Source organism: Thermofilum uzonense, from assembly GCF_000993805.1.
Classification (GTDB): domain Archaea; phylum Thermoproteota; class Thermoprotei; order Thermofilales; family Thermofilaceae; genus Thermofilum; species Thermofilum uzonense.
In genome coordinates this window covers 1,445,322-1,462,001 of sequence record NZ_CP009961.1, presented here as the reverse complement: position 1 = coordinate 1,462,001, position 16,680 = coordinate 1,445,322, and the positions used below count along the sequence as shown (strand labels likewise).

Here is a 16,680-nt window from a genome sequence, read left to right as displayed (position 1 = left end):
TCCTCTACAATTCTGGTGCGGCCGTGGTCTAGTCTGGAAGGATGGCGGCCTTCCACGCCGCAGAGCGCCCTGCACGCGCGGAGAACCCGGGTTCAAATCCCGGCGGCCGCACCTTCTCTCGGAAAAGTTCTCGGAAAGAAATGCTCAGGATTGTGACTCAGGCGTTGAGAATGAGTTTAGGGAGCCAGCCCCAGTCCACAGCTGGCAGTTAGACAATGCCGTGGAGCCTATATATCCTTTGAACCCTTTGCTCTCCGTTTATAGCGTCGATTACCTTGGCTGTTGCTTGGGGGACGAGGTCTCGCCACTGCATGCCTCGAGCCATAAGAAGCCTTATGGAAGTCCCGGAATACTTCTCTCTGTCGAAGAATGGTATGGGCGACACTTGGTAGCCGGCCTCCTCTAATAGTAGTCGTGAAAGCTCGTCGTTGGTGTATGCGGTGTCGAAGGTCGGAGCGTACGTCCTAATGTTGCATATCCACTTCGAGTGTTCAGAGTACGTGTCCGGCACCATAACTATTAAGGCCCGCTCCAACAGGTTTTCCTGTTTGAGCGCCTCCCATATCATGAGGGCGCGTTCTCCAGCCGTGAACGGGTTTTTCGGCTCGAAGCTTTGTTGTGCGCTGCCTATGCCTATGATTACCTCTTTTTCACGCGAGAGAATCCATTTCAAAGCGTTAAGGTGGCCCAAATGGAATGGTTGGAAGCGCCCTATATAGAATGCACGTCCATTCATACTCGGCACCTTGTCTCTTCGATCTTCAACAACTCTCCGTAAAACTCTTTCAGGACGTCCCTATAGTCACGCTCTCCTTTCTCAACCTCATCCATCCGCTCTAGGATGTTCTTCGTCGTGTCCTCTGATATGTAGTCCCTGAAGTTATCGTAGAGGAACTGGTACACGCGTTGACCGAGATTGGTTGGAACAAGCTTCCCACCCTTGACTTCTATAACGTAGTTGCGCGCGAAAAGCTTTCTTATGATTTCAGCGTAAGTCGACGGCCTGCCTATGTTCTTCTCCTTCATGAGGCCCACAATGTCAGCCTGGGAGTAGAGCGGAATCAAAGGCCTTCTCTTATAGTCTACGTCGACGACCCTGTACCTCCCCGGCTCCAGTCTGAACGCCTGGCGTAGAGGCTGAACCTTCAGAAACCCCTCCTCAACGACCCCGGCAACAAACCGGTACTCCTTTGCGAAGTACTCCGACTTTACCTCCACAACCTTCTCCTTGACGCGGGCGGGCATCATCTGGCTAGCCATAAACCTTGAAAATATCAGCCTGTACAGTGCGAAGTGTTGACGCGTTAGCTGGATCGGGAGCTGGATCACCCCCTGCTGAATCTGGAGAGACAGCGTCTCGGCGTCGATGGGCCTCGTGGGACGAATACACTCGTGGGCCCCCTCAGCCCCCCACCTCCTGGCAGTGAACATCTCCGATCCAAACTTCTCCGAGATATACGTCCTAGCCACGTTTATACCTGCGTCTGACACCCTTGTGCTATCCGTCCTGTGATAGGTTATCAAGCCGCTTTCGAAGAGCTGCTGTGCCACCCTCATGGCGACGTCCGCACTCATACCAAGCAACTCGTTCGCGTCGCGCAGCATTGTGTCCGTGGTGTAGGGTGGTGGCGGGTTTAGGAGCTTCTCCTCGGTAGCCTTTTCTTCAACGATGACCTCGCTCCCTTGAAGCGCCTTGGCTACAATGCTCGGACGCTTGCCGTCAAGTTGAACATCCTCTATTATGAGGTAAACGTTGTTTTCTAGAACTACCTTGAACACGGGTCTAACGCTCTTCATGGACTCCCTGTACCTATCGATAACCCATCCCAGAACTGGGGTTTGGACACGTCCTGCAGAGAGCCACGTCATCCCGAAGTTCTCCTGGAGCTTTTTGCTGAGCGCGAAGCCAACCCAGCGATCCTCGATCCTACGGACAAACTGGGACTTCACAAGGTTCATATTGACGTCGCGTGGGTTATCGAGAGCCTCCTGAAAGGCCTTACGCGTTATCTCGTGGAACTCTATCCTCCTCAAGACGCGTGTGAAGGGCTTCAAAGTAACGTAGATGTCCCAGGCAATCTTCTCTCCCTCGGTGTCCGGGTCGGTAGCCAGGAGAACTTCATCCACCTCGTAGGCGAGGTCCTGAAGCTTCAAGACAAGATCCATCTTGTCGACAACCCTGTCGCTACCGCAGTATGGGCAGCGCTTGAGAGTCGACCCCTTACCTCCAACGTTGTATGTGTTGCCGTCTGCCTTGTAGTCCGTGAACTGGCGCCCGCAATCCAGACACTTTTTCAGAGAAGTGAAGACGGGGACAAAGGCGTTCTTTTCGGGATTAACCAGCACGCCGTACTTGTTGAGGGAATAGTTCTTGAAGAAGAACTCCGTTGACGTTATAAGGTCGTACACGTGGCCTTGCGACGCGACGATCTGCAGGATCCTATTTCCCGTCGTGGTCTCGTATACGAAGAGACTCCCCATTCTACGCCTGTTAGGCTTCCCGAAGAAGCTTGCAATTGTCTTAGCCTTGGTGGGTGACTCGACAATAACTAGCACAGACTTGACGAGATCTTTGGCGAGAGCAGCTGAGGCTCTACCCTCAATTATGGCCTTGATGACCTCACGTTCACGCGAGACCTCCTCCATTGTTCTTCCAAGATCTACCTCCTCGAGTTTCTTCCATTGTGATTCACCAGTGTAGAATCTTATCGCCCTGAAGAATTTCTCTAGGAGCACAGCGTCGTTCTCGAGAATTATCGAAAGCCCTTTCGAGATACCCCCTGCATAAAGCCTGGAAGTCCTCCCGGATGCTTGCAGGTAAGTGTAGACGTCGGGCAGTATGACGTAGTATTGACCCTCCTCCCTAAACATCTTTACTGTAGTCTCTTCGGATAGCCTCTCCAGCACTGATGGATCCGAGAGGTATTTTACCACAAGGTCCCGAAGCCTCAGCAAGCTCTTCACGAGAAAAGCATAACGCCCATTGGTCACCCCCTGCATGTACAACTCCTGGAGAGCCCTGTACTGAGAGGCGTCAAGCTGGAGAATACGAGATCTTATGTTCGCCACTAGACGGTTTATCTCCACGGCATCGCCTTTCTCGACTATTGAAACGAGATTCGATGCAAGCTGTAAAAGCCTGTTCGGCGTGAGCTCCTCGGGCACAAGCCTAAACTTGAACCTTGGGACGCCGACAAAGACGGCATACTTGACGACGTGGGGTAAATCCAAGCCCCTCACGAGAAGGCCATAGTAACTCGCAACACCGACAAGAACTCCTACTTCCCCGCTGCTAAAACGCTCTAACAGGTTTCTTTTTGCCTTGCCGTAAACGTATTCAGCCTTCAATCCCCTTGCCGCAAGCCTCTCGACCATTTTCGCGAGCTTATCCTCTGGTGTACCGATTGGAAAGAACACTAGGCCTCCAGGTCCCAGAGTGGACACGAGCTCCACTGCTTTATCGGTTAAATCCAACTCGCTACTCAAAGCATAGACGTCTAGAACATTCCTCAGCTGCTCGCTCCTAGAGCCGACCTCGAAGCCAAGGAGCTCGCGGAAAAGCTTGACCCTCTGCCCCCTCGCACGCCCGGTGGCTGTCGACACGACGAGGACACCTTTCTTCCCGCTCCTAGCAAGCATAGATTCAAGCTTCGACTGAAGCTTCTCAAGCTCGTCAGCATTATTCTCCGCATGCTTCCTGTTCCGCTGCATGATCAGCATCCTTGCCCTAAGCGTGACTAGCTCCAAGGCTGTCGAGATCTCCTCCTCCGAGAAGCCTAGCAGGACAAGTATCCTGTCAATATTCTTCGAGGACTTCAAAACAGAGTCAACGTCATCCACGAATACAAAGTCGAACCTGGCACCTTTGAGATACTCGAAGTTCCTTGCGAGGAACTGCGCGGTCGTTAAAAGAATCGAGTAGTCACCCCTAGACACCCTGTCCAGTACCTCCTCCCTCTCTTTGGGTGAGAGTCCTCCGTGATAAGCCATTATCCTCTCTCGGTCAAAGCCCACCCTCGAGGCGAACTGTAGGGCCTTATCGTAGACCTGTCCGAGAAGCGTCGTGGTAGGCAAAACGAGGTAAACCTTACCGCCCTTAGAGGCAAGATAGAGGCTCATCGTAAGCCCGAAAACAGTCTTCCCGACTCCGGTTGGCGCTAAGACCGCGAAGCTGGAGCCCTTTAAAACCCTCCTAGCCCATGTGACCTGGGCAGACCAGGGCCTACTACCCACAGCCTTCTCGAAGAAATCTATGAAACTAGAAAGCTCCTCCTCCAGCTTGACTACCTCGCCTAACCTGCCAACGCGACCCCTCTTCTCAAGCCGTAAAACAAGATCCTTCATATATGAGACGTACTCCGGGGTGGAGAGGTTGTCGGGAGCCCCGCGGAGCGTTTTAGTCGAGGGGAGGCAGACCTGGCAGGGTAGCCTGTTCTCCAGCCTCTGATCCGTCACAGGCCCGCCGCAGTTAGGGCAGAGCTCGCGGAATATAGCATGTATATTGTTATCCTCCACGTTTTTCTCAAGAGAAAAAGTAAGCGTGCAACGTTATAAAAAATTTATTAGTGTTAGCCTTAACCCTGAGAGGCAAGCTTTACGAGGCGGTTCCAGTTGTTCTCCACATCCCTCTTAATCTCTTCCAGGAGCTCCCTGTTCTGGGGTTCGAGCAGGTGCCTGAACCTCCCCTGTAGCTTGAAGTAATCCTCGATGGGTTTCGGCTCCTTGACTGGGACGGTTATCCTAATCTTCCCGTTCTCATACTCGTAGAGGGGCCAGATCCTGGTTTGAACCGCTAGACGTGCAACCTCGATGCTCCTTGAAGGGTCGAAGTACCACCCGGTAGGGCATGGCGTATAGTAGTGGAGGACTACGGGACCTGTAATAGACGCAGCCTTCACGAGTTTGTTATACATGTCTACGGGGAATGCTGGGTTCATCGTTGCAGCGTATGGGATGCCGTGAGCTATGGCTATCTCTATGAGGTTCTTCTTCCTCTCCTGCTTGCCCGGGATAACCTTGCCTGCGGGGCTCGTAGTTGTATGTGCACCTTTCGGCGTTGCACCACTCCTCTGTATACCCGTGTTCATGTAGGCCTCGTTGTCATAGCATATGTAGATCATGTCGTGTCCTCTCTCCAGGGCGCCGCTCAAAGCCTGGAAGCCTATATCGAAGGTGCCACCGTCACCGCCGAAAACTACGACCTTTGGACGCTGCTTACCGTACTTCTTCTCAAGGATCTTGAATGCCGACTCTATCCCGCTGGCGACAGCTGCCGCGTTCTCAAAGGCTACATGAACCCAGGGAACACCCCAGCTCGTGTAAGGGAATATCGTAGTCGCCACCTCGAGACAGCCCGTAGCGTTCACTACAACCTTCGGGTCCGGGACAGCCTTCAAAGCCATCCTGACAACCTGTGGTATACCGCAGCCGGCGCAGAGCCTGTGCCCAGGTGCAAAGTGTTCTACTCGGGGAACCTCCTTTAAAGTCTTAATAAACCTGGCTTCACCCATTACTCCTCACCTCTAACTCCTACCCATACAGGTTCCTCGGGGGACTCACCCCTCCTTAAAACCTCCTCAGCCTTCATAACGATCTTCTCGACGTCTCCCGGTGTTAGATCCCTCCCGCCGAGCCCGTAGACGACGTTGAATAGTAAGGGTCTCCTCTTTGCCTTTAGGAGGGCCGTCGAGGTGTCCATGAAGAGCTGGGCGCCGGGGCTCCCAAAGCTGACGCTGCGATCCATGACCGCCACTACCGACGCGCCGCTCAACGCTTCGATAAGCTCACGAACCGGGAAGGGCCTGTACTGGGTAAGGCTTACAACACCCACCTTTTTACCCTTCTCGGCAAGCTTCCTGGATACATAGCGAACAGTTCCCGCCGAGCTGCCTAGAACCATCAGCACGACCTCAGCTCCCTCAACGTTGAAGGTCTTCACCGGCGTGTATCTTCTTCCTGAGAGCTTCCCGTACTCCTCGAAGACCTCCTTTATAACGGGAGGCGTAGACATGAAGGAGGCGTATTGCAAGCGCCTGTGCTCCATATACCAGTCGAAAAGGTCTAGGGGACCATAGGTCATCGGCTTACTCGGGTCGATCGGGTTCACAGGCTTCTTCTTGGGCAGGAATGCCTTAACGTCCTCATCATCCAACACATACAGCCCCTCAGTAGCATGCGTCAGTATGAAGCCGTCCAGGTTAACTATGCTCGGGAACAGCACGCGGTGATCCTCGGATATCCTGAAGGCCATCAAGGTCAAGTCATAGGCCTCCTGCACGTTCTCGGCGAAGAACTGCAGCCATCCCGTGTCTCGCGCCGCGTAAGCGTCGTCGTGAGAGCAGTGAATGTTGATGTTTGGAGAGAGGGCCCTGTTACCCATGGCCATGACTATTGTTGTCCGCAGGCCTGCGGCTATCCATAGTATCTCCCACATAAGCGCTAATCCCTGGCTGCTCGTAGCCGTGAAAACCCTAGCGCCAGCGAGCGAGGCGCCCACGGCTGCAGAGAGGGCGGAGTGCTCGCTCTCCACCGGGATGAAGGCCGCGTTAAGCTCGCCGTTGTTCACGTACTCGGCGAGCGTCTCGACGATTATCGTCTGGGGGGTTATCGGGTACGCCGAGATAACGTCGACATCTGCCTGCTTAGCCGCGAAGGCTACAGCCCTGTCACCGTTCATTCCCACAAGTTTACCCTTCATATACTCACACCCCTAGCTTCATCTCGATAGCGTGTACAGGACAAACATTTGCACATATGCCGCATCCCTTGCAGTAATCGTAGTCTATCTTCACGGAGTCGTCGTCCTTTCGTATTATGGCAGGCTCGGGGCAGTGGATCCAGCATAAGAGACACTTTATACATTTTTTCTCATCGAGAACCGGGGTCATGGCGCGCCAGTTCCCCGTCTTGTTATAAAGGCTCGTGCTGGGCTCCGGGATGACGCCTCCAATAGGCAGATCCTTCCAGGTCTTAAGCTTTAATACTATACTCTCACTCATAACCTTCTCACCGTCTCGTAAGCCTTCCTAACAGCTTGAACATTGCTCTCAGCCAGCTTTGACTCCTTGCCGAACCGCTCGGCTACAACATCCAGGACAGTGTTAATGCTCACCAATCCGCTTGCCTTCACGAAGGCCCCCAGCATCGGGGTGTTGTAGAAGGGACGGCCGAAAACCTCCATGGCGATACTATAGGCGTCGACAAACCATAGGCCAGCCTTAAGCTTCTTCGCCGCCTCGACTATACCCTCGTGAGGTGTTGACGCGTTGACTACCAGGAGGCCGCCCTCCCTCAACCCATGGGTCACGGATTGCACCTCACTTTGGAGAGAGGGGTCTATAACCACGACGGCGTCGGGAGTATATATGCTCGAGTGGAGCTCAATTGGGTGAGTACTTATCCGCGTGTAGGCCCTTACGGGGGCGCCCCGTCTCTCAGGGCCGAACTCCGGCGCATGATAGACGTGCTTACCCTCACGCAGCGCCGCAAGTGCTAGAAGCTCGCTTGAGGTCACAACTCCCTGTCCTCCACGACCATGCCATCGTACCTCATAGATCTCCTCTTTCATTTTCTTGTCGGATGTATTAAGAAGGTGTTTGTAATAAGCCTTGTCACTTACCATCATTTAATAACTTCGGTTGAAGTCTGACACGGCGGGGTAAGGTATTTCTGTACGGTTCTCGAAATAACCTTGTGGCAGTTATGCGTGAGGTTTACGTCGCCTACTCTGAGGAGCTTACAAGAATATCCTTCACGCCTGCCTCCCTTCGAGAAAACTGGACCCGGAGAATAAGACTATTCTACGAGGAGTTTCTCCCAAGACTCGAGAGAAGGCTCCCCGTGAGCAGGGTACCAGTGGAGCCTGCCACCGAGAAGGAGCTCCTGCTTGCGCACGACCCCGAATACGTAGACTTCGTGAAGCAGAAGTCGAGGGAGGGGAGAGGCCTCCTCGACTACGGCGACACCCCAGCCTATCCACAGGTATTCGAGGCGGCATTAAAGGCTGTAGGCAGTACCTTGACGCTGGCACGTCTCCTTAGAGAAAAGCCGGGCATAGGCTTCACCCCTAACGGCGGCTTTCACCACGCTAGGCGTCGCGCCGCAGGCGGCTTCTGTGTTTTCAATGACCTGGCCGTGGCAGCGCTGTGGCTGAGAAGCCAGGGGGTAGGAAGAATCGCGATAGTCGACATTGACGCACATCACGGCGACGGGACGCAGCAGATACTTTATAGTGAGGACGTCCTCAAGATAAGCGTTCACGGGTATGGCTACGGGTTCTATCCCGGAACAGGATGGATCGACGAACTAGGGGATGGCCAGGGGCTTTGCAAGAATATAAACATCCCCGTGCCCCTGGGCTCAGGTGATGACGTTTTCAAGCTTGCCCTCGAAGAAATCATAGTACCACAGCTAGAACACTATAAGCCCGAATTCCTGATCATCCAGGCGGGCGTTGACGGCCACGACGGCGACCCGCTTACAGATCTTAGATTCACCGAGAACTCCTATATACGATTCGCTGAGAGCATCAGTTCAATTGCGCGAAACATACCTGTCCTGGTGACTGGTGGGGGAGGCTACGTGCCTGAGACCGTGGCGAGGATTTGGGCGTTAGAATTAGCGTTGATGGCCGGCGGAGATGCTAGGGAGTTCACTGTGGGAGAAGTCGAAAGCTCGAGCAGCATGGCGGCAGTAAATGCCCTGAGAGACCGCTTAAACTGGCTGAAAAATAAGCTTGAAGAATGCTCTCACTAATATACCTCTATCTCAACTCCGAAGGCGCTCCCCTGCATGCTCACGATGACGTCCACGTCCTTCGTGCCCGCTACCTTCATTATAGACTCGACAAAGCCGCCTATCTTCGTGAAGAGCTCCCCTGGGGTCTCGCCTACTCCGTCTATAGCAACCTTTATCCCTTTGCCGTCTACCTGAACCTCGAACTGCGCGTCCTTGAAAATACTCCTCAGCTTCTTCTCAACATCAGCTTTCGACAACACTTGAACCACTATGAAGGCGAAACTACCTTTACTTAAAAAGATATCGCGTTTATTGGTCAATAATTTGCGAGGGATTAAGCCCAGAGTGTAGAGATCCTTTTTATTTAACTGGGCTCTTAATGACAAAAAATATAAAACAATTTGAAAAAGAAGATAAACGAGGTGGATAGCTTGGGAGAAAAGCCAAGGAGGGGGACCCGCGGCCTCACTATAGAGTCCCTTCCCTACAGGATAAGGGTCTACTCAAACAACCAAGTCCTCATACCTGCGAGTCTCGTTAGAAAGCTCAACATCCAAAGCATAGAGAAGGCAAGAATCACCATCAGGGTTGGCGGGGAAGAGCACAGCTTCACCGCGAGACTTCTAAAGACGAAGTACACAGACTCGCGTCAGTTCACGATACCCAAGGAGCTCAGAGAGAGGGTTTCACTTGTGCCTGGCTCGGATATAGAGGTAGTGGATATAAAACCGTTTGAAGAGCCGAAGACCTAGACTACTCCAAAGCTCTCCTCTGTCGAGGCCCTCCCCTGTATAGACGCGACTATAAGTAGAGCGCCCATTATAAAGTTGAATAGCTCTGAGACCGAGCTCGCTACAAGTCCTACCAGCTGCTCCTTTTCACCCAGCGCGTATATGGGAGACACGTACTTCAGGCCGTTCATGACCCCGGACACGTATGAAAGAGTACTCTCGTAGTTCTTCAGTATCTCCTGACCTATCTTTGCGACACTCGGGTCGGAGATGTTTGCAATTATCTCCTCGCTAGCAATCTTGAGAAGCTTCTCTAGAACCTGGAGACCCAGCTGTATAGCCGAGTCATAGTCTTTCCTGGCAACGTATTCGCTGAACTTCCGCGTGTAGCTTCTCATCATCTCGCTAAGCTCTCCGACACTCGTCATGTTACCATGAAAGAGTTGGCACTCCAAGTATTTTGTTTTTATGTTGAATAAAAGAATTTATTACATGCGAGAATATAACATCAAGCCCGGTAGAGCCATTATGTGGAGCATCCTATACTATCTGCGAAACAACCCTGAAAAGCTAAGATGGAACCTCAAGGCAAGGTTCATGGACACATCCCTTGTAGACGAGGCCATTCGCCTGGACGAGTTGTGGCGGGCAAAGAAAAGAGAGTACGATGACGCAAGGCATGAGTTGAATAAGATATCCGAGCAGATAAGTAGGCTGCCTCCCGGCGAAAGGGAAAAAACTGTATCACAGGCCAGGAGCCTCCGCGAAAAAATACAGGCCATAGAGCAGGAGCTTGCAAACCTCGAGAAAGAAAGGGAAAACATCCTCCGAAAGATCCCGAACGTAATCCATGAAAGCGTGCCCATAGGTCCTGACGACAGCCACAACGCCCCCGTCAGGTACTGGGGTAGGCCGAGGGTCCCCAGAGAGTTCCTCGACGCCTTCCTTGCTGAGACGGAGAGGAAGGGGTTCAAGGTGGACTACGAGGTTGTTGACTGGAGGCCCGTTGGACACGCGGACTTCCTCGAGGGGAAGAGGCTAACGGGGACCGAGAAGGCGGCTGAGGTCGCTGGCTCGCGCTTCTACTACACCTTCAACGACCTCGTGTGGCTTGACCTCGCGCTGACGATGTACGCCCTTGAGAGCCTCGCCAAGAAAGGGTTTACTATTCTCCAGCCGCCCCTCATGCTTAGGAGAGAAGTCCTCGAGGGCGTTATAAGCTTCGATGACTTCAGGGACATGGTGTATAAGATCGAGGGTGAAGAGCTTTACCTGATAGGCACAGCTGAACACCCTATAGCCGCCCTACATGTGAACGACGTGATCCCTGAGAAGGACCTCCCGCTCCTGTACGCGGGTATAAGCCCCTCCTTCAGGAAGGAGGCGGGCGCACACGGGAAGGACATGAAGGGGATTTTCCGTGTACACCACTTCAACAAGGTGGAACAGTTCGTGTTCTCTCACCCGGACGAGTCATGGGAGTGGCATGAAAGACTCATAAGGAACGCAGAGGAGCTCTGGCAGGGCCTAGGCATCCCATACAGGGTAGTAAACATAGCCTCTGGAGACCTAGGGGTTGTCGCCGCTAAGAAGTACGATCTAGAGGCCTGGATGCCGGCCCAGGGAAAGTATCGCGAGATGGTCTCCTGCAGCAACTGCACGGACTGGCAGAGCTACCGCCTCAATATTAGGTACGCCGAGGCTAGAGGCGCGCCGAGCAAGGGGTTCGTCCACACGCTGAACAGCACAGCCCTCGCCATACAGCGCACAATAACAGCCATAGTCGAGAACTACCAGACTCCAGACGGCGTGATCCGCGTCCCAAGGGCGCTTAGAAAGTATCTTGAGCCTGTCGAGCCAAAGCTCCAGGTCTTCGTCCTCGAATAAACCGGTTAAATTTTTAAGTATCGAAGTCGAAGAGAGCAAGAGCAAATATGAGTACACGTCCAGAAGAAGCGGGGAATATCAAGGTCGGCTCCTTCGTAGTAATCGACGGCGAGCCATGCAGAGTCGTAGAGGTTGAGAAGAGCAAGACTGGGAAACACGGCTCGGCTAAAGCTAGAATAGTTGGAATCGGGTTCTTCGACGGCGCCAAGAGGAGCATAGTGGTTCCCACGGATGCCCGGGTAGACGTCCCCATTATCAGGAAGTTCAACGCACAGGTAGTCTCGGTTACAGGCGACTCCCTGATGCTGATGAGCCTAGACGACTACTCCACAATAGAAGTACCTATGCCCACCGAGGAGGAGATAAGGAGCAAGATAACAGAAGGAGCAGAAGTAGAAGTATGGGAGGTAATGGGAAGATACAAGATAATGCGTGTAAGAAGCTAAGTTTTTAGGCCTACCCCGTCCCACTATAAAAGGGAGATGATGACCCAGGCAGGCCAAGACCCCTAATGGGATGACCGAGATCTTGAGTGCTGACCCCACTCGTCTAAGCCTTTCCACCCTCACCTGATTAATCAAAGCATAAAAACATCAAGGTAACCTTGTAATTTTTATAATAAAACAGCAGGATTTTGCATTACCCCATAATGAAAATCCTCAAAACCATGATAGCCGGTTATAGGATCCCGACCGAATCGTCAATCTTGTGATCTTCTTGGAAAAGTTCTCGTACACTTTTTAGCCTGCTTTGCCACAAAATGTTTCAAGCTCTCAGCTCTCTATTCTTCTTATAACCCTGTTGAGACCGTATAGCATGAGTGCTGTGGTTATCAGGATCATCCCCACCAAGCCTGCCCCAAGAGCTAGGATGGCTATAGGAAGGCTAGAGTATCTTGTTGCATTAAATAATAGTAAGATGTGTGTTCCCAGCGCTATTGCTATAATGATGAATATCGTCCCTGGAAGGCCTAGATAAAGTAGAGGTCTCTCCTCCACAACCATTTTTCAGTATTGTACCGATAATTTCTGCCTCATGTGAGAGAGGCTGCTTTTTTGATGTTCTTGGCAGCCCCCCTTGTACCTTACTGTTACCGGAACCTCCTTTATCCAATCCTATCTTCAAGCTCCTTAACCCTCCCCACCAACCAGTTAGCACGCTCAAGCTTCTTCACAATGCTCACAACAAACTCACTCCATATGCTCTTCATAATGCCATAAACATAATAACTCCCGTTATAAAAGATACTATATGCTCAACTCTAAATTAAGAGCATGCTTACACTGCCGTAGTCAGCAGTTTAAAAAAGATAGATAAATAAACATGAGTAGCAACTTTTACTTCTGAAGAGTGCTCCAGACGTGGGATGTTAAATCCCCCGAAGGGAGTGAAAGTGAATTCAGATAGAGGAGCTTTCTCCAAGCTCTTTGAAGCTTATGAGGGCTTGGAGCGAGTTCACCCTGACGGGGTTGTAGGAAGATGCTGAGCCCTCGATGAACTCAAGAGGGAGACAAGGCCTGATGAAGACCAAGAGCTACATAGTCTTTAAGACATATGTAGCTCAGAACCCGAAAGGAAGGGAAGGATCCTCCTGACACACGACCATGATTTCCTGAGAATAGAATTGTATAAAAATTGTATAAACCCGTTTCCGGCACGTTGATATTGCCCGTATATTCAATAGCTGAGATGAAGGAAGTAGCTCTTCTCAACAAGCTCCCTCACCTCACCAGTCTCATCAAGAGGGGTATAGAGGGCCAGGCAGTCCCTTCTAAGCCCCTCCGATATCCATGAAGTAGTCCTCTCAGATTCTATCTCATTCAGGACGTTCTCAGGGACAAAAATTACCTTAAAAAGCCTGAAAATAGAGTCCATTTTCCTGTACCTGAACCAGTCTATGAGGAAGCATGTGTCAGCTACTGTGAACTCATGCGGCATTTGGTATCCCAGCCCTGATCCTCAGCTCATTGAACTCCTCCACCTTCAGGCCAGCGAGCCGAGAGGCTATGTATAGATCCCCCTTCTCCACACAGTACTTTGGGGCCTCCCTTATCCTGGGCTTTTGTGCCTCTATGAAATTCCAGTCTGCATTCTTCCTCCTTATCTCCCTAGCCTCCTCCTCTGAAGCAACATAGCTGATCTGCACCTGAAGAGAGGCTTGTATTAAATATATCCCTGCGATATATAAAAAGGAAATTTTGTTAAAAAAGACTAAAATCCTTTCTGTTTTATAAATAGCTTGACTGTGGTAGGAAGGGGCTTCAAGTCTCCTTAAAGAGCTTATGTTAAGATTCAGACAGGGGGCTTGAACTCATGAGACCTCATCTCGGGGCTATCAAGGGCTGTGCAGATCAGAGCTCTCCCTTCTAAACATCTCTTGTTGTAGTGAATTCAAGGATTCTGCTATCATGCTGATATCCCTTACGTGAACGCATTTAACGCCAAGATCCCTGCACTCATCCAGATTTCTCTTAAGATCGTCGATGAATATGAGCTCGGATGGCTCTATTTTCTCTATCTGCAGTATTCTCCTCAACATCTCACGCTTCGTTGGGAAATCCTCCCTGCTAAACACCCCAGATATATGTTCAAGCAAACTAAATTTCTCGAGAAATCTCAGGATCGAGGACCTAGACTGCATGCTCACTATGTACACCTTAATTCCCCTCTTGAATGCCTCCTCCACAAGCTTCACAGCTTCCTCAAATGGCTTTGCTGTCTCAACAGCTCTTTCCTCAAATTCCCTTACAACATCACTGATATCTTGAAATATCTTGCTTCCGAAATTGTCCCTCCAGAAGTCGAGCAGGCTTTCTATTCTGAACCCAGCCCTCAGGGAGGCAACCTCCCTGACCCTTCTCCAGTTAATGTTCAAGCTGGTCAGAACTCCATCAAAATCTAGGGCAATGACCTTCATCAGAGCACCCTGAATACCTCCTCCTTGTGCTTCAGGAGGACGCCGCAGTCAATGTGCCTTATGAGGTAAAGCTCCTCAGGAAAGAGATTTATCTCAGGGATATCCTGTTTCACCTCTCCGTTCAGCCCTATCTCAACGTAGATATAAGCTATATTATACTTTATATCATTTTTAAACTTGCTGAATGCATAACCCCACAGAGGTGCTGTTGTGTGCCATTTCCCATCAACTTCCGTCACCCTGGGCTTGCCATCAGCATCCTCCTTGATGTCAACAGAGTAGAAGCCATGGGGCTTTGATGATAGCGCTTTCACAGCTGAGATCCCGACTTTTGTCACCTCATCATCGTGCACAATCCTCGCTACTGTAGGAGTCCCTGTGACGCCAGAGAGGGATATGTGAGCAAATGGGTACTCAAGCCTCTCCCTTGCGAATGAAGTCACAAGTTTCCCGTTGTACCAGAGGGAGTCGAAAGCCAGATCCCTGCCAGGAAGGTATTCCTGAGCAATGAAATCGCCTGGCTTTGCCCTTCCCTGCATTACATTCAGCTCGATCCATGCTCTTGCCTCCCTTGGATTGTTGACCTTCAAGCTGAGCCTTCCTCCAGCCCCAGCTCTCGCTCTGATCCACAGGGGGGATCCGAGCCTTTCAAATGCGCCCTCTAGATCCGATGATATGAGCAGAGTTTGGGGAACTGGCACATTCCTCTCCCTCAACTTCTCATAGATTGTGTATTTATCTGGGGCTATCTCCTCAGGCCTTGGCAGATAGTGCTTAACTCTCAGCTCATCAAGCTTATCCTTGTTCTGCGATACCACCTTTGCCTCTGAGCTCGGATGAGGATGCAGGAACTGTATGTCATATCTTCTCACAATGTCCAGGAGAAAGGGGATGAACTCTACATCATCATGCCTTGGAGATCTCATCCTCAGATTGACATCAGGGAAGAGGATGTGATACTGGTTGTAATCAGTCCCCACTATGAAGTACTTCAGCTTTCCCATTCTCTCAGCAAGCCTCAGAGCTCTCACAAAGTTCACACCCCCTATCCCTCCGGATCCCGTCACCAATATTCTGATCTCCATTAAATAACCCTCCTCAGCAGGTCAACTCCTCTCATTATTTCCAGATCCTCCCTTGAGTAGAGAAACTCCAGCACCTTTCCATATGCCCTGCCTCCTCTCATCTTCACAGAGGAATCGTGCCAAAGCACTGTGATCACATCTTTCTTCATCCTCTTAGCGATGTCAATGGCCTCCTCGAATACCTTGATAATCCTTTCCTCATTTACATTCATATATGTGAATAGATAAGCATCCATTATCGTCACAGGGAAGACGACAACACCATCTATCTGAAGGTGGCCCATGTCCTTTGGATCTATCCTGTCCCTGAAGCTCTTCAGGGAGGAGTCATATAGGAAGCCTGCATCCCTTATCTTTCGGTAATCCTCTGTCTTTATCCTCAGGTAGTGGACTCTGCATCCAAGGGTTCTGACAGATATCTCCTCAATTTTCTCCTTCTGGGCTTTTACTGCATCCACAGAGGAGAGATCGTTTAGGTGAACTCCTATCTCCCACCCCTTCTTTGAGATCTCTTTAATTATATCAGAATAACAGTTCACATCAGTGCCGTCATCATAAAAGGGCCTGAAGAAGAAGGTGGATCTTACTCCGAGCCTCTCCTCCATTTCAACAATATCTGGAATTCCAAAATAGGGATTATAGCCTCTTAACACTTTTTCTATTATGTTGTCCTCAAATCTATCCCTTCTTGCCATTATGTGATCCATGCCCGGCCCATGCCTGGGCCAGTCGACATCATGGCTCAGGAAGATTGCCAGCATTGCCCAAGCTGAACTAAGAAGCTATAAACTTATATATTTTTTAGTTTTGTAGTACCTTCAAGAGAATGTATCAGAACAGCAGGCCGAGATAAAAACCTATCCTCATGGAGATAGCCCTCAAGGGGATAAGCAGTAGCAGTGGGAGGATGGTGCATGGATCCATGCGTGCACGGTTTATGAGAAATCTGTACTTTGAAAAAGCTTTGCTCCCTCTTGAGTGCCAGAGGAGAAGTACTTGCTGAAGAGATCAGATTTTCCGAATTTGCACAAAGCGATTGCTGTCCCGATGCCCTATGTAATATCTCTTCATCACTATGGATCGAAGTGAAATGCTCTAATCGTGCAGGATGAATGCATCATCGACCAGCGGTATGGTGCTGAGCCTCATTCCTGCAAGTTCCATCCTTAAGAAGAGATCAAGATCCTCCACATAGGGGATTCGTGAATCCTGAAGGCCAACTTTATCGAAGACCTCGCGTCTGAACAGCCTGTAGTGAACAACTCTGAACCCCTGTGGATATTTTATTATGTTTTCAGCTCTGCTTAAGCATTTTTCTTCCATA

Annotated in this window: 20 protein-coding genes and 1 tRNA gene; 5 read left to right on the top strand and 16 right to left on the bottom strand. The window is 50.8% G+C overall.

Annotation, left to right across the window (positions count from 1 at the left end; translation table 11 throughout):
* Positions 1-17: 17 nt before the first annotated feature.
* Positions 18-111: transfer RNA gene (locus tag MA03_RS07690), tRNA-Gly, on the top strand.
* Positions 112-208: 97 nt separating this feature from the next.
* Here MA03_RS07690 and MA03_RS07685 read toward each other — a convergent pair.
* Genes MA03_RS07685 through MA03_RS07660 form a run of 6 tightly spaced genes read right to left on the bottom strand, consistent with a single transcriptional unit; the run spans position 209 to position 7,555 of the window.
* The gene (locus MA03_RS07685) at positions 209-736 is read right to left on the bottom strand and encodes a nicotinamide-nucleotide adenylyltransferase (RefSeq protein ID WP_052884689.1); all 528 of its coding nucleotides are present in this window, start codon (positions 734-736) and stop codon (positions 209-211) included.
* On the bottom strand, positions 733-4,515 hold the full coding sequence (rgy, locus tag MA03_RS07680; RefSeq protein ID WP_052884688.1) for a reverse gyrase: 3,783 nt from the start codon (positions 4,513-4,515) through the stop codon (positions 733-735). The genes MA03_RS07685 and rgy overlap by 4 nt, the downstream gene beginning before the upstream one ends.
* Positions 4,516-4,574: 59 nt before the next feature.
* Entirely contained in the window at positions 4,575-5,510 is a 936-nt protein-coding gene (locus tag MA03_RS07675) for a thiamine pyrophosphate-dependent enzyme (protein WP_052884687.1), read from the bottom strand.
* Complete coding sequence (porA, locus tag MA03_RS07670; protein ID WP_236944942.1) at positions 5,510-6,676, bottom strand: pyruvate ferredoxin oxidoreductase; 1,167 nt, start codon at positions 6,674-6,676, stop codon at positions 5,510-5,512. The genes MA03_RS07675 and porA overlap by 1 nt, the downstream gene beginning before the upstream one ends.
* A 25-nt stretch (positions 6,677-6,701) precedes the next feature.
* Complete coding sequence (gene porD, locus MA03_RS07665; RefSeq protein ID WP_052884685.1) at positions 6,702-6,998, bottom strand: pyruvate synthase subunit PorD; 297 nt, start codon at positions 6,996-6,998, stop codon at positions 6,702-6,704.
* Positions 6,995-7,555, bottom strand: a complete 561-nt coding sequence (locus tag MA03_RS07660; RefSeq protein ID WP_191118796.1) for a 2-oxoacid:acceptor oxidoreductase family protein — start codon at positions 7,553-7,555, stop codon at positions 6,995-6,997. Before MA03_RS07660 ends, porD begins: the two co-directional genes overlap by 4 nt.
* Before the next feature lie 146 nt (positions 7,556-7,701).
* Between MA03_RS07660 and MA03_RS07655 the strand changes: the two genes are divergently transcribed.
* Positions 7,702-8,754 (top strand): arginase family protein, encoded by a 1,053-nt coding sequence (locus tag MA03_RS07655; RefSeq protein ID WP_191118543.1) that lies wholly within the window; start codon positions 7,702-7,704, stop codon positions 8,752-8,754.
* Here the strand turns inward: MA03_RS07655 and MA03_RS07650 are convergent.
* Positions 8,751-8,996 carry a hypothetical protein gene (locus MA03_RS07650; protein ID WP_052884682.1) on the bottom strand — a complete coding sequence of 82 codons (246 nt, stop codon included), beginning with the start codon at positions 8,994-8,996 and terminating at the stop codon, positions 8,751-8,753. The genes MA03_RS07655 and MA03_RS07650 overlap by 4 nt on opposite strands.
* A gap of 171 nt (positions 8,997-9,167) precedes the next feature.
* Here MA03_RS07650 and MA03_RS07645 point away from each other — a divergent pair, with 171 nt between their 5' ends.
* Positions 9,168-9,488, top strand: a complete 321-nt coding sequence (locus MA03_RS07645; protein WP_052884946.1) for an AbrB family transcriptional regulator — start codon at positions 9,168-9,170, stop codon at positions 9,486-9,488.
* Here the strand turns inward: MA03_RS07645 and MA03_RS07640 are convergent.
* The gene (locus tag MA03_RS07640) at positions 9,485-9,895 is read right to left on the bottom strand and encodes a hypothetical protein (protein ID WP_052884681.1); all 411 of its coding nucleotides are present in this window, start codon (positions 9,893-9,895) and stop codon (positions 9,485-9,487) included. The two genes, MA03_RS07645 and MA03_RS07640, sit on opposite strands and share 4 nt — an antisense overlap.
* 100 nt (positions 9,896-9,995) lie before the next feature.
* Here MA03_RS07640 and serS point away from each other — a divergent pair, with 100 nt between their 5' ends.
* Entirely contained in the window at positions 9,996-11,354 is a 1,359-nt protein-coding gene (gene serS / locus MA03_RS07635) for a serine--tRNA ligase (RefSeq protein ID WP_052884945.1), read from the top strand.
* Positions 11,355-11,401: 47 nt separating this feature from the next.
* Positions 11,402-11,800 (top strand): translation initiation factor IF-5A, encoded by a 399-nt coding sequence (locus MA03_RS07630; RefSeq protein ID WP_052884680.1) that lies wholly within the window; start codon positions 11,402-11,404, stop codon positions 11,798-11,800.
* A gap of 327 nt (positions 11,801-12,127) precedes the next feature.
* On the opposite strand, the gene MA03_RS07625 is transcribed toward MA03_RS07630, so the two are convergent.
* The 8 genes from MA03_RS07625 to MA03_RS07595 form a co-directional block, all read right to left on the bottom strand.
* On the bottom strand, positions 12,128-12,352 hold the full coding sequence (locus MA03_RS07625) for a hypothetical protein (protein WP_191118542.1): 225 nt from the start codon (positions 12,350-12,352) through the stop codon (positions 12,128-12,130).
* A 401-nt stretch (positions 12,353-12,753) separates the two neighbouring features.
* Positions 12,754-12,885, bottom strand: coding sequence for a hypothetical protein (locus MA03_RS09030; RefSeq protein ID WP_257719663.1), 132 nt, complete (start codon positions 12,883-12,885; stop codon positions 12,754-12,756).
* Positions 12,886-13,031: 146 nt separating this feature from the next.
* Positions 13,032-13,292, bottom strand: coding sequence for a hypothetical protein (locus tag MA03_RS07620; protein ID WP_052884678.1), 261 nt, complete (start codon positions 13,290-13,292; stop codon positions 13,032-13,034).
* Positions 13,282-13,500, bottom strand: a complete 219-nt coding sequence (locus tag MA03_RS07615) for a hypothetical protein (protein WP_191118541.1) — start codon at positions 13,498-13,500, stop codon at positions 13,282-13,284. Before MA03_RS07615 ends, MA03_RS07620 begins: the two co-directional genes overlap by 11 nt.
* 189 nt (positions 13,501-13,689) lie before the next feature.
* On the bottom strand, positions 13,690-14,271 hold the full coding sequence (locus tag MA03_RS07610) for an HAD family hydrolase (RefSeq protein ID WP_052884677.1): 582 nt from the start codon (positions 14,269-14,271) through the stop codon (positions 13,690-13,692).
* The gene (locus MA03_RS07605) at positions 14,271-15,356 is read right to left on the bottom strand and encodes an ATP-grasp domain-containing protein (RefSeq protein ID WP_052884676.1); all 1,086 of its coding nucleotides are present in this window, start codon (positions 15,354-15,356) and stop codon (positions 14,271-14,273) included. The genes MA03_RS07610 and MA03_RS07605 overlap by 1 nt, the downstream gene beginning before the upstream one ends.
* Positions 15,356-16,117 carry a polysaccharide deacetylase family protein gene (locus MA03_RS07600; RefSeq protein ID WP_052884675.1) on the bottom strand — a complete coding sequence of 254 codons (762 nt, stop codon included), beginning with the start codon at positions 16,115-16,117 and terminating at the stop codon, positions 15,356-15,358. The genes MA03_RS07605 and MA03_RS07600 overlap by 1 nt, the downstream gene beginning before the upstream one ends.
* Positions 16,118-16,451: 334 nt before the next feature.
* Positions 16,452-16,679, bottom strand: coding sequence for a glycosyltransferase family protein (locus MA03_RS07595; RefSeq protein WP_052884674.1), 228 nt, complete (start codon positions 16,677-16,679; stop codon positions 16,452-16,454).
* Position 16,680: the final 1 nt, after the last annotated feature.

Excerpts from the sequence above, each read along its gene's own strand:
- MA03_RS07685 (WP_052884689.1), bottom strand. The coding sequence starts at position 736 with ATGAATGGACGTGCATTCTATATAGGGCGCTTCCAACCATTCCATTTG.
- MA03_RS07675 (WP_052884687.1), bottom strand. The coding sequence starts at position 5,510 with ATGGGTGAAGCCAGGTTTATTAAGACTTTAAAGGAGGTTCCCCGAGTA.
- porA (WP_236944942.1), bottom strand. The coding sequence starts at position 6,676 with ATGAACGGTGACAGGGCTGTAGCCTTCGCGGCTAAGCAGGCAGATGTC.
- porD (WP_052884685.1), bottom strand. The coding sequence starts at position 6,998 with ATGAGTGAGAGTATAGTATTAAAGCTTAAGACCTGGAAGGATCTGCCT.
- MA03_RS07655 (WP_191118543.1), top strand. The coding sequence starts at position 7,702 with ATGCGTGAGGTTTACGTCGCCTACTCTGAGGAGCTTACAAGAATATCC.
- MA03_RS07640 (WP_052884681.1), bottom strand. The coding sequence starts at position 9,895 with ATGACGAGTGTCGGAGAGCTTAGCGAGATGATGAGAAGCTACACGCGG.
- serS (WP_052884945.1), top strand. The coding sequence starts at position 9,996 with ATGTGGAGCATCCTATACTATCTGCGAAACAACCCTGAAAAGCTAAGA.
- MA03_RS07630 (WP_052884680.1), top strand. The coding sequence starts at position 11,402 with ATGAGTACACGTCCAGAAGAAGCGGGGAATATCAAGGTCGGCTCCTTC.
- MA03_RS07620 (WP_052884678.1), bottom strand. The coding sequence starts at position 13,292 with ATGCCGCATGAGTTCACAGTAGCTGACACATGCTTCCTCATAGACTGG.
- MA03_RS07610 (WP_052884677.1), bottom strand. The coding sequence starts at position 14,271 with ATGAAGGTCATTGCCCTAGATTTTGATGGAGTTCTGACCAGCTTGAAC.
- MA03_RS07605 (WP_052884676.1), bottom strand. The coding sequence starts at position 15,356 with ATGGAGATCAGAATATTGGTGACGGGATCCGGAGGGATAGGGGGTGTG.
- MA03_RS07600 (WP_052884675.1), bottom strand. The coding sequence starts at position 16,117 with ATGCTGGCAATCTTCCTGAGCCATGATGTCGACTGGCCCAGGCATGGG.
- MA03_RS07595 (WP_052884674.1), bottom strand. The coding sequence starts at position 16,679 with ATGGAAGAAAAATGCTTAAGCAGAGCTGAAAACATAATAAAATATCCA.